Origin of the sequence: Bombella pluederhausensis, assembly GCF_026385525.1 — a bacterium.
Classification (GTDB): Bacteria; Pseudomonadota; Alphaproteobacteria; order Acetobacterales; family Acetobacteraceae; genus Bombella; species Bombella pluederhausensis.
This window is the reverse complement of record NZ_JANIDY010000001.1, coordinates 402371-413970: the sequence shown is the minus strand read 5'-3', so window position 1 is coordinate 413970 and position 11600 is coordinate 402371. Positions and strand designations below refer to the sequence as shown.

The 11600-nt window shown below is 57.3% G+C and carries 13 protein-coding genes and 1 tRNA gene; 11 read left to right on the top strand and 3 right to left on the bottom strand.

Going from position 1 to position 11600, the window contains the following annotated elements; genetic code table 11:
- Positions 1-209: 209 nt before the first annotated feature.
- From NQF86_RS01850 to lptB, 6 genes are all read left to right on the top strand, one after another.
- A tRNA-Leu gene (locus tag NQF86_RS01850) sits at positions 210-296 on the top strand.
- A gap of 58 nt (positions 297-354) precedes the next feature.
- Entirely contained in the window at positions 355-1005 is a 651-nt protein-coding gene (locus NQF86_RS01845) for a ribonuclease D (RefSeq protein ID WP_266115907.1), read from the top strand.
- 12 nt (positions 1006-1017) lie between these two features.
- Positions 1018-1995 (top strand): KpsF/GutQ family sugar-phosphate isomerase, encoded by a 978-nt coding sequence (locus tag NQF86_RS01840; RefSeq protein ID WP_266115906.1) that lies wholly within the window; start codon positions 1018-1020, stop codon positions 1993-1995.
- Positions 1992-2732 (top strand): LPS export ABC transporter periplasmic protein LptC, encoded by a 741-nt coding sequence (lptC, locus tag NQF86_RS01835; protein WP_266115905.1) that lies wholly within the window; start codon positions 1992-1994, stop codon positions 2730-2732. Before NQF86_RS01840 ends, lptC begins: the two co-directional genes overlap by 4 nt.
- Positions 2733-2739: 7 nt before the next feature.
- Positions 2740-3669: an LptA/OstA family protein gene (locus NQF86_RS01830; protein WP_266115904.1), complete on the top strand. Its 930-nt coding sequence runs from the start codon at positions 2740-2742 to the stop codon at positions 3667-3669.
- Between the two features lie 2 nt (positions 3670-3671).
- A complete protein-coding gene (gene lptB / locus NQF86_RS01825) occupies positions 3672-4412 on the top strand; it encodes an LPS export ABC transporter ATP-binding protein (protein ID WP_266115903.1) in 741 nt (246 codons plus the stop codon).
- Positions 4413-4736: 324 nt separating this feature from the next.
- Here the strand turns inward: lptB and NQF86_RS01820 are convergent, their stop codons facing one another.
- On the bottom strand, positions 4737-5000 hold the full coding sequence (locus tag NQF86_RS01820; RefSeq protein ID WP_266115902.1) for a DUF1150 family protein: 264 nt from the start codon (positions 4998-5000) through the stop codon (positions 4737-4739).
- On the bottom strand, positions 4987-5505 hold the full coding sequence (locus NQF86_RS01815; RefSeq protein ID WP_266115901.1) for an Hsp20 family protein: 519 nt from the start codon (positions 5503-5505) through the stop codon (positions 4987-4989). The genes NQF86_RS01820 and NQF86_RS01815 overlap by 14 nt, the downstream gene beginning before the upstream one ends.
- 138 nt (positions 5506-5643) lie before the next feature.
- Here NQF86_RS01815 and def point away from each other — a divergent pair, with 138 nt between their 5' ends.
- The 3 genes from def to truA are packed head-to-tail and all read left to right on the top strand — an operon-like array spanning position 5644 to position 7925.
- Positions 5644-6204: a peptide deformylase gene (def, locus tag NQF86_RS01810; RefSeq protein ID WP_407652840.1), complete on the top strand. Its 561-nt coding sequence runs from the start codon at positions 5644-5646 to the stop codon at positions 6202-6204.
- Between the two features lie 4 nt (positions 6205-6208).
- Positions 6209-7141: a methionyl-tRNA formyltransferase gene (gene fmt / locus NQF86_RS01805; RefSeq protein ID WP_266115899.1), complete on the top strand. Its 933-nt coding sequence runs from the start codon at positions 6209-6211 to the stop codon at positions 7139-7141.
- Positions 7134-7925 carry a tRNA pseudouridine(38-40) synthase TruA gene (gene truA / locus NQF86_RS01800; protein ID WP_266115898.1) on the top strand — a complete coding sequence of 264 codons (792 nt, stop codon included), beginning with the start codon at positions 7134-7136 and terminating at the stop codon, positions 7923-7925. Before fmt ends, truA begins: the two co-directional genes overlap by 8 nt.
- A 12-nt stretch (positions 7926-7937) precedes the next feature.
- Here truA and NQF86_RS01795 read toward each other — a convergent pair whose 3' ends face one another.
- On the bottom strand, positions 7938-8756 hold the full coding sequence (locus tag NQF86_RS01795) for a sulfotransferase family protein (RefSeq protein WP_266115897.1): 819 nt from the start codon (positions 8754-8756) through the stop codon (positions 7938-7940).
- A gap of 217 nt (positions 8757-8973) precedes the next feature.
- Here NQF86_RS01795 and rfaE2 point away from each other — a divergent pair, with 217 nt between their 5' ends.
- Positions 8974-10464, top strand: a complete 1491-nt coding sequence (rfaE2, locus tag NQF86_RS01790) for a D-glycero-beta-D-manno-heptose 1-phosphate adenylyltransferase (RefSeq protein WP_266115896.1) — start codon at positions 8974-8976, stop codon at positions 10462-10464.
- Complete coding sequence (locus NQF86_RS01785) at positions 10461-11597, top strand: AGE family epimerase/isomerase (RefSeq protein ID WP_266115895.1); 1137 nt, start codon at positions 10461-10463, stop codon at positions 11595-11597. Before rfaE2 ends, NQF86_RS01785 begins: the two co-directional genes overlap by 4 nt.
- The last annotated feature ends 3 nt before the right edge of the window (positions 11598-11600 follow it).

The following is an 11600-nucleotide window of genomic DNA, read 5'->3' as shown; positions in this document are numbered from 1 at the left end:
CAATCATTCCAAAATTGCGACTGATTATCAGTCACAACTGTATAATTAAGACCGAAACGGACCATTTATGAGAAATATCCTTCTTCTCTGTGTTTTTTAAGAAAAATGCATTTTCTCTGTTGACGGGGAGCCCCCTACACCGTAGAAGCATCCTCACAGAGCTGAGGCGGCCTTCCGAAACGGAAAACAGCTTCCTCTCATAGCTTTATGCCCAGATGGCGGAATTGGTAGACGCGCAGGCTTCAGGTGCCTGTGTCCGCAAGGACGTGGAAGTTCGAGTCTTCTTCTGGGCACCAAGGCTTTCTCCTTACGAGGTTAAGGAGAAGTGTCCCCCTCAGAAAATCCGGTGAAATTATGAGCACTCCGCGCAACGCCATTCATCTTTATGAGGGCGACCTCCCGGACAATCTTGAGCTGGGCTCCACCATCGCCATTGATACCGAGACCATGGGTCTCAACCCGCACCGGGACCGACTCTGCCTCGTGCAGATTTCTTCCGGGGATGGTCAGGCTCATCTTGTGCAGTTTGTGCCGGAACATCTAGGTGGTCGTGGCTATGGCCACTGCCCCAACCTCAAGGCCCTGCTTCAGGATAGTTCCGTCACCAAACTGATGCATTTTGCACGCTTTGATGTCGCCGTGCTCCAGCATTATCTGGGCATCACGCTCAATTCCATCATCTGCACGAAAATTGCAGCCCGTCTTGTCTATACATTTACAGACAAGCACGGCCTTGCCTATCTCAGCCGGGAGCTGCTGGGAATTGACATGTCCAAGCAGCAGCAGAGCTCCGACTGGGGCAGTCCGACCCTGACAGAGGACCAGCTTCAGTATGCTGCGTCTGACGTGCTGCATCTTCATGCTCTCTGGAACAAGCTGGAAGCCATGCTCATCCGGGAAGGACGGCGTGACCTCGCCCAGAGCTGCTATGATTTCCTCCCAGCCCGTGCAAAGCTGGACCTTCTCGGCTATGATGTGTCGGATATCTTCGCCCATCGTGCCTGATAAAGTCGCTCCATGACCTCACAATCCCTTTCAATCGCCTGCCGTGCCCTCCAGACAGAACGGCAGGGGCTTGAGCAGCTTGAGGACGCCCTGCGTGGCCCCATGCAACAAGGGTTTGAAGCCGCACTGAATGCCATATTGGGCATGAAAGGCCGCCTCATCCTGACTGGAATGGGAAAGTCCGGTCATATCGGGCGCAAGATCAATGCGACACTGGCGTCCACGGGTACGCCATCCCTCTTTCTGCATCCTGCCGAAGCAGCCCATGGCGATCTCGGCATGGTGGAGGCAGATGACGTCATCCTCTACCTCTCCAATTCCGGCGAGACGAACGAACTGGCGCCGGTCCTGCTTCACGCTGCCCGCCTGAACCTGATGCAGATCGCCTTCACAACCAAGGCGACCTCCACCCTCGCGCAGTCTGTTCAGATTCCACTCATCATTCCGGCTGCGCCAGAGGCGTGCCCGATGGGACTGGCACCGACAACATCCTGTCTGCTCCAGCTTGCACTGGGAGATGCACTAGCCATCGCTCTGCTGGAGCGGCGGGGCTTCAATGCCCATGATTTCGGCTTGTTACATCCGGCGGGGACATTAGGGGCACAGCTGCGCCCTGTCAGCAACTTCATGCATACAGGCACCGACATGCCACTCGGGCGTGAAGACATGTCCCTACGGGCTGTAATTCTGGAAATCACCCGCAAGAGCTTCGGCTGTATCGGTATTCTTGATGATGAAGGCCGTCTCGCAGGGCTCATCAGCGATGGCGATCTCCGTCCAGCTCTGGATCGTGATCTCGACAACACCACAGCCGTGGAAATCATGAACCGCACGCCGCTGACAGGCACAGCAGACATGCGGGCACAGGATGTCCGGCATCTCATGAATGACCGTCCCGTCCCTGTGACCAGCCTGTTCATCATTGATGAAGCACGGCATCCGGTCGGTATTCTCCATCTTCATGATCTTCTGCGGGCGGGTCTTTCATGAACGGCTCCCAGCCCAAACGGGATGATTTCGATTCCGACCGTCTGGAGAAAACCCGCCAGCTGGACGCCATGCGGCAGGAAGCCATGTCACGGCGGCGGACACCTCCTTCTGCCGAGGCCATGGCCCGGCGGCGGCGTCTCCTCAAACGCGCCAAATGGGCTCTGCCCGGTTTTGCAGCCCTCCTGCTGGTCTCCGTGGCAGCATGGCCGGAGATTAATCATCTCATCCATCAGAACAGTGCTATTCTGGCCATCATGCGGCGTGCCCATACCGATAGCGGCATGATGGAACATGCCGCCTATCACGACATTGATGCCCATGACCGCCCCTACACCATCACGGCCCGCATCGCCCAACAGAATGAGCACAATCGCATCGACATGATCGAGCCGGAAGCGGACATCATGCTGCATAACCACCAATGGGTTCATGCCAGAGCCGATAACGGCATGTATCTCCAGCATGAGCAAACGCTGACACTGAATGGCCATGTCGTAATCTATCGCAGTGACGGCGTCCTTCTGAACAGCCCTTCCGCTGATATTGATCTCCCCCAACAGGTCATAGCCACGCATGACTGGGTGCATGCTGAAGGACCATTCGGAACACAGGATGCCGAAGGGGCCTTCATGGACCAGCAGACAAACACGCTCCAGTTTGTCGGTGCAGGCCGAACGAATCATTTTGAGGATTTATCACCCTCCCCCTCTTCTCCCACGGCGCCGAAAAGCCCATAAAGGAAGCATGATGCGTCTCCCTGTTTCTTTCCGCCCTCATGCTCTCCTCGTTGCTACCGGATGTCTGCTGGCCAGTGCCCTGACACCGTCCTCAGAGGCTGTTTCTGCTGAAAGCACGACTCTGGACCAGTCCCACGGGCAGGTCGTCCGTCTGTTCTGGAAGAAAGAGGAAATTTACGATCATAACCGCCAGACAGTCACTCTGACAGGCGGCGCCCGTGCCCAGCGGGGCGACATGACGGTCGATGCGGACAGGCTGGTCGGCTATCTACGTCCCAAAAAGAAACCAGCCGGTGCCACCACCACAGATGACGGCGGAGCCACTGGCGGTGGTGATGATATGGAGCTCTACCGGGTCGAGGCCTTCGGCCATGTCCATATCTACAATCTTCAAAATCAGGGCTGGGGCGATCACGGTCTGTATGACGTTGATAAGGACGTTGTACTCATGACTGGCAAGGCCATGAAATTCACCACCCCCCGTCAGCTCATGACAGCCCGTGATCTTGTGGAATATCACCCGCACACACGGGTCTCTGTTGGCTGGGGCGATGCCACCGTCAATACCAGTGACGGCAAGCGCATCACGGCTGACATTCTTCAGGCCATTGAGCTCTCCGATGCTCAGAAGGCCGCTAACAGGGCCAGCCAGACGGCAGAGGCCGGAAAATCCAAAAGCGGCAATCTGGACCGTGCCTATGGGTGGGGACACCTCGTCATCCGTACGGAACGGCAGACTGCGACAGGCGACCGTGGCGTCTATCTGGCCGGGCCAGAGCTGGCACGGCTGATCGGCCATGTGCGTGTCACACAGGGGCAGAACCAGAATAATGGGTCTCAGGCCATCGTAAATATGAAGACCGGCGTGTCTCATATGCTTTCAGGTTCAAGCGACCCTGTGCAGGGGCTGATCGTTCCCAACGAGACAGGCAAATAATCATGGCAGACAGTCAGGTCACGCAAGGGCTGGCAGCCCATGGCATTGCAAAAAGCTACAAAAAGCGGACGGTCGTTCATGATGTGTCCCTGCATGTGCAGCGTGGGGAAGCTGTTGGCCTTCTGGGGCCAAACGGTGCAGGGAAAACGACAAGCTTCTATATGATTGTCGGTCTCGTACAGGCCGACATGGGCAGCATTACACTGGATGGTGCCGACATCACTCCCCTGCCCATGTATCGCCGGGCACGGCTGGGAGTTGGCTATCTGCCGCAGGAGGCCAGCATCTTCCGTGGGCTGAATGTTGAGCAGAATATCCTCGTAGCGCTGGAAGCAGTCGAGAAGAACCGGGATAAACGTCAGGCCATGCTGGATGGCCTGCTTGCCGAGTTTGGCATCACCCGCCTGCGCCATTCCCCGGCTCTGGCTCTTTCAGGCGGTGAACGGCGCCGTCTTGAAATTGCCCGTGCTCTGGCAAGCCAGCCAAACTACATCCTGCTTGATGAACCTCTAGCCGGTATCGACCCCATCGCCGTCAGCGAAATTCGTGACCTCGTCTCCCATCTGAAAGATCGTGGCATCGGTGTGCTGATTACGGACCATAATGTCCGTGAAACGCTGGAAGTCATCGACCGGGCCTACATCCTTCATAGTGGTCGTGTCCTCATGGAAGGCACGCCAGAAGCGATTGTGGCCAATGAGGACGTACGCCGGGTCTATCTGGGAGAAAACTTCTCCCTGTAACGGGAGAACATTCGCCACAATCTACAGCTATCCATCCTTCATGAAGAACTGAAGGATGGGAGGAACTGCGTGAAAAAGGTGCTGTATCAGCTCTCCCGGTTCTGCCTGTATTTCACCTCGGTTCTGCCCGCACGGCCTATCGTCAATGAACTGGAAAACTGTTTCAGCATCCAGCTCAGTAGCCTACCCGAATCCCTCTGCGTGGGCGTGGTTGTCGGTTTTCTGCTGATACCTGTGGTCTGGATTGACAGATGCTACGGACGGAACCACCGGTCACGCACTCCCGCCAGTCTGCAAAACCCTTCATAACAGGAGAGGCCCCGCTTATTGCAGGAAAGTCGGCACCATATCCTGCTCAAGGATGGCATCCACGGCACTATCCTCATCCTCGGCAATGCCAACAGGAGTCCCATCCGCCGCATGAATGGCCACCAGCGTAGCCCCCTCATGCGTGATGGTCCGGAAATAGGCCACTTCCTTCATGCCCCAGTCCCGCAGCTCCGCCCCTGTCATGGAGCGGGCACGGCTCTGCACGTCCTCTGCCCGCTCATGACGGGCAGAGAGGTTGCGTTCATTATTCCCGGCCAAAAGGCTCCTCCTCGGTAACGGGAGAAAGATCACGGGCCAGTTCCACATCACGAGCTGGTGGAGCGGGTGGCCGCATGGCACCGCCAGAGCTGCCCTGCTGGATGGCGATATGCTTCACACGCACCTCCGGTTCCGGGCGATGGAGGTCAATATGCAGCAGGCCATTATCCAGCCATGCTCCGGCAATCTCGATCCCTTCCGCCAGCACGAAAGCCTTATGAAACTGCCGTGCAGCAATCCCACGATGCAGGAAGACACGCCCCTGCGTATCGTCCGCCTGCCGACCACGGATCACAAGCTGGTTGTCCTCCTGCGTGATCTGGAGGTCATCCATGACAAACCCGGCCACGGCCAGCGTGATGCGCAGAGCCGTGCGGCTCAGCTGTTCAATATTGTAGGGTGGGTACCCGTCTGATGCTGTTTTTGATGCCCGTTCAAGCATTTGTTCCAGATGATCGAACCCCAGAAACATAGGGGATGTAAAAAGGCGTCCAGATGACGACATGACGTTACAATGCCTCCTCCGGGAGCGAGACGTGAATACAGGCAGGCGACCCTCATAAGGCATCGCCCGCACCGGGAGATATGAGGGCACCATCCCCCCGATACAAGGGGCTGGAATTACCCATCACCAGCCGCTAACATGTCTGCCATGAAAAATTTAGAGTTTCTCGACCGGCTTGATGACATCGCCCCGACATCAATCCTTGTCGCTCCCCAGCCCGTACTGAGCCAGGTGGCTCACGAAGTCCGCCCGGAAGACATGGCCGCCATCCGTGAGGCCCTACCGGGCATGTTCTCCGCCATGTACAAGGCCCCTGGCATTGGGCTGGCCGCCCCGCAGGTAGGGCTCAGCCAGCGTTTCGTACTGGTCGATGTTGCTCGTGAGGATGAGCCCCGCAACCCGATGGTGCTCATCAACCCGGAGATCATCGATTCCTCCGAGACACTGGCCGCGCGGGAGGAAGGCTGTCTCTCCCTGCCCAACCAGTACGCCGAGGTTATCCGACCAGAATCCATCCGTGTTCGCTATCGTGATCTGGATGGCCAAACCATTGAGCAGGAAGCCTCCGACCTTCTGGCAACCTGCATTCAGCATGAGATCGACCATCTTGATGGCATCCTGTTTGTTGATCATCTCTCATCCCTGAAGCGCAACATGATCATGCGGCGTCTTGCCAAGGAACAGAAGCGGAGACGGTAAGTACATGCGCCTCATTTTCATGGGTTCGCCGGACTTTTCCGTTCCGGCCCTTCATGGCCTGATTGAAGCCGGTCATGAAGTTGTTGCCGTTTATACCCAGCCTCCCCGCCCGGCAGGCCGGGGCAAGGCCCTGCGGCGGCAGCCCGTGCATGAGGCCGCTGATGCGCTTGGCATCCCCGTGCGAACACCGGAAAAACTCCGTCATAATGACGAAGAACTGGCATTCTTTCAGGGCTTGCAGGCCGATGCTGCCGTTGTCGCCGCTTATGGCCTCATCCTGCCCGAAACCATTTTGAAAGCCCCACGGCTTGGCTGCCTGAACATTCATGCCAGCCTCCTCCCCCGCTGGCGGGGCGCCTCCCCCATCCAGTCCGCCATCCGGGCGGGCGATGCGGAAAGTGGCGTCTGCATCATGCAGATGGATAAGGGGCTTGATACGGGTGCCGTCATCCTCTCCGAGGCTACGCCCATCACACCCTCCGACACGGCAGGCAGCCTGCATGACAGGCTCGCAGAGATCGGTGCCCGTCTGGTCGCCCGTGCCCTGAAAGAACAACCCACTCCCGTGCCACAGGATGATTCCCAAAGCTGCTACGCCCCTCGGCTGGAGCGCAAGGATGGGCAAATCGACTGGACCCGTTCTGCCGTGGAGATCGAACGTCAGATACGGGCCTTCATTCCATGGCCGGGAAGTTACACCCTGCTGGATGGACAGACCTACCGCATCGGTGCTGTCAGCCTTCCTGATGACGCAAACACCACCGCCCTCATGGCAGAGTCACCGGCTCCGGGTACCGTGCTGGATGACAGGCTGACCATTGCCTGCGGCACGGGCTGCCTGCGGATTGAGTACATCCAGAAACCGGGCCGGGCCATGATGGAACGGGATGCCTTCCTCCGTGGGACGAAACTGACCGAAGGGATGCGCCTTGACTGACGCCGCCCCACCCGGAATCAGCCGCTGGGCCATTCGCATCGAGTTTGACGGGCGTCCTTATGTCGGCTGGCAACGCCAGAAAAGTGGCCTCTCCGTCCAGCAGCTTATTGAAGAAGCCGCTGAACATCTCACGCAGGGGCGCAAGGTCAGCAGCGTGACAGCGGGGCGGACCGATTCAGGCGTTCATGCTGCCGGGCTGGTGGCCCATCTGGACTTCCCGGACGATGCCCCTCTGACCCGCAAGGCCGTGCGGGATGCCATCGGCTATCACCTGAAGCCCCATCCCATTTCCATTCTGGAAGCCGCCCCGGCTCCTGAAGGCTGGAATGCCCGCTTCTCCGCCACATGGCGGCGCTACCGCTATACCATCCTCAACCGCCCGGCCCGTCCGGCCATGCAGGAAGGGTTCGTCTGGCATATCCGTGCCCCACTGGATATTGAGGCCATGCAAAAAGGCGCCAACCATCTGCTGGGCGGGCATGACTTCACCTCCTTCCGGGCGGCAGCCTGTCAGGCCCGTGATGCCCTGCGGACACTGGATGAACTCACCATCACCCGCTCCGGTGAGTATGTGTATGTGGATGTGCAGGCCCGGTCTTTCCTGCATCATCAGGTCCGCAACATGGTCGGGACGCTGGCACTGGTCGGCCATCACCAATGGCACCCCGACCGTGTGAAAGACGCACTGGAAGCCCGTGACCGCTGCAAAGCTGGCCCCACTGCTCCCCCCGATGGACTATGCCTGATGGATGTCGGCTACCCGGATGATCCTTTCCGGTCATAATCGCCACTGAAATTATATGATCCGGACTGACTTCGGATTCATGTTACTGTTTTTCCAGAACGCACAGCCCGCCAGACGGTTCACGATGTCAGGGGGCAAAATGAGCGGGTGCCTCTGGGGCTCCACTTTCGGGGCGATCTCGTGCAATCCCGGCGTTTCCAATGCCCCGTCATAAGCGGTTGGCGGCTCATAACGGACATTATCCATATCATAGGTAGCGGACGGAACATTCAGCTCTTTCTCCAGCAGACGCATGACGGACAAAGGCCTGGTCACCAGACTGTCATAATCAACCAGCACGAGCTTGGATGAAAACTGCCCAAAAAACGCCTCCTGCAACGCCTGATACGCAAAACCGAAAGCCCCGGCAGGAGAGAGCAGGTAATTCACCCGCAGATGGAGCGTAGCCCGATGTTCTATGGGCACGAGATAGGAAGACAGGGTCGGGTCACGGCCAATGATGCGTTCAAAGGAATTAATGACCCAGACAGGGTCACGCACGCAGCAGATCACTTTTGCATCAGGATAGAGATAATCCAGCAACTGAAGTTTGCTGCACCATGCCCGGTTATTGTCAATAATCAGATTCGGCCTTGATGATATGTCATGATAAGTATCCATCGTCTTTTTAAGAAGATTGACAACCTTATCATCAGTAAATTCTGTTTTATACTCACCCTCTGAAATAACAGAAAGCATCTTTGTCATAAGAGAACAGACGGGTGTCGAATATGGATCGCAGTAAATATCAGGATGTTGCCCTAACAAGACACTAAGAAGGGTGCTTCCTGATCGAGGCAGGCCGGATATGAAATGAAAATTTCGAGACATTTACACGCTTCCCGACCCTATTCAGAGATTTCAATTTGAATTTCATGAGTATGTGTCATTATTGCCACTGTCAACTTAAAAAGATTGTAAAAAATTATTTATTATCTCCTCATTCCCCTTCTCGCCCGGAACATGCCCTTTCCCTGACGACAGAGCAGTAAAAACATCCTAAACTTTCCCCTCGGGCCATGCTGTCTCCTAGAGGGAGGGACGTTTTTTGACTGACACGCTGAATGACGGTGCCATCACGATTCTGGGTGATCTGCTGCTGGACCAGTACATCACCGGAGACGTCACCCGTATCTCGCCGGAAGCTCCCGTTCCTGTCCTGTTGAGCAGCCATCAGCGTTCCACGCCCGGCGGAGCCGCCAATGTCGCCGTGAATGTCGCCGCCCTCGGTCATCCAGTCCATCTGATTGGTGTGGTCGGCGCCGATCAGGCCGCCGATACACTCCGGCAAACTCTGTCCATCTGGAAGGACATCCGGCTTGATGGTCTGGTCGAAGACTCTGGTTGGACGACCATCACAAAAACCCGTGTCCTCAGCGGGCGGCAGCAGATTGTCCGGCTGGATAATGAGAAACTCACCCCCTTCTCCCAGATCACTGAAGACGCCCTCATCGCTTCCACCATCAGGGCGCTGGAAACGAGCCACATCCTCATCTGTTCCGACTATGCCAAAGGTGTCCTGTCTGACCGGGTGCTGAAAACCGTCATTAAGGCCGCCCGTGCCCGTAACATTCCCGTTCTGGTGGACCCTAAACGGGCTGACCTTTCCGCCTATCGGGGAGCCAGCCTGCTGACGCCCAACCGGCAGGAGCTCAGCAAGGCCCTTACCGCTGCCGGCCTTGCCAATCCCACTGGCACTTCATGGACCCTGACGGATGATGCCGAAGTGGAACAGGCCTGCACAGCCATCGCTCCCCTCACTGGCAGCGATATTCTTCTGACCCGCTCTGAAAAAGGAATGACCCTCTGGCAGCAGAAAGCCGCCCCACTGCATTGCCGGGCTCATCCTTCCGAGGTTTATGACGTGTCTGGGGCAGGCGATACCGTCATCGCCACGATCGCCTGTGCGTTGGCCAGTGGCCGCTCACTGGCCAGCGCCGTAACCATGGCCACCACAGCCGCCGCCATTGCTGTCAGCAAGCTGGGTACAGCCTTTGTCACTCGTGACGAACTGCACCAGAAGTTATTGGAAGAAATTGCCGATAATGGAGCCTGCCTTCCCCTGCCCGATGCCTGCGCCATTGTGGAGAACTGGAAACGGCATGGAGCCTCTGTCGTGCTGACCAATGGCTGCTTCGACCTGCTCCATCCCGGCCATGTCTCGCTCATCCAGTTTGCGGCCAGTCAGGGAGACAAGTTGATCGTAGCCCTCAATACCGATGCTTCCATCAAACGCCTGAAAGGTCCACGCCGCCCTCTCCAGAGTGAACAGGCCCGTGCCACGGTCATCCGTGCCCTGCGCCATGTTGATCTGGTTGTCTTATTCGATGAAGACACGCCACTGAACATCATTTCCGCTCTGAAACCGCATGTTCTCGTCAAAGGAGCCGATTACCGAGAGGATGAAGTAGTTGGTGGGGACATCGTCAGGGAGCATGGCGGGCGGGTCTGCCTTGCGCCTCTACTGAACGGGCATTCCACGAGCCGCATCGTGCAGACCATGGATGACAGCCACCCCGAAAAGGACGCCTCGCAATGACATACAGACAAACATGGCAGGACTGGCTTCTCCAGAGGGCTCTCCCCCTCTGGGCTCAGGCCGGGTTTGATAAAGAGGCTGGTCTCTATCACGAACGACTGACCTTTGAAGCCACTCCCATCGCCCTGCCACACCGCCGCCTGATGGTGCAGGCCCGGCAGATTGCCACATACTGTCAGGCAGCTCTGAACGGCCATTATGATGCTGGGGAACAGGCCCTGACGGTGCTGGACCATGTCACACGGTTCTATCATCAGGCTGATGACAGTCCGGGCTGGGTTTTTGCCCTTGGGCCAGACCAGAAGCCTTCCGACACAAAGCGGGACCTGTATGGCCACGCTTTCATCCTCTTTGCTCATGGATGGGCCTATCGGCTTTCCAGCAATCCGGACCTGCTCCATAAGGCTGAAGAAACACTGGCCGAAATTGACACCATCTTCCCCTCCACCCATGGCGGATACCGGGATGCCATCCCGACCACGTCAGACCGGCATTCCCAGAACCCACACATGCATCTGCTGGAAGCCTGCCTGACACTTTTTGAAGTTTCTGGCCGGGAGGTTTTTCTCAGCCATGCGGACTCTATCCTGAATCTGGCCCTGCATTCATTCATCCCAGCCGGAACAAATGCCCTGCTAGAATTCTTCACGCCAGACTGGCAACCGGAACAGCCTGCGGGGCAGAATCGTGTCGAACCCGGCCATCAGGCGGAATGGTGCTGGCTTCTGGGCGAATATCTCCGTCTGGCACCAGAGGGACAACACGCTACCGCTGCTCGCAAAGCACAAAGCGACCTTTATGCCCGCCTTCAGGAAACCACCGCTCCCTACCCGCTCCTGCCTGATGCCCTGCTGGATGATGGGTCAATACTGGAAGCCTCAACACGCATCTGGCCCCAGACAGAAATGATGCGCCTGCTTGCCCAACACGCCCCGGCCAATCATCAGCCCCGACAGGAACAGCTTGCAACGATGAGCCAGCTTTTCTTCACCCATTACACCCCAACCTCGCTCAAGGGCGGCTGGATCGACCGGCTGGACGATCAGGGAAAAACAGCTACGGACCACATGCCCGCCAGCAGCCTCTATCACATCTATAGTGCTGGACAGGTCATTCTGGGAGCGCCCTCATAAGGC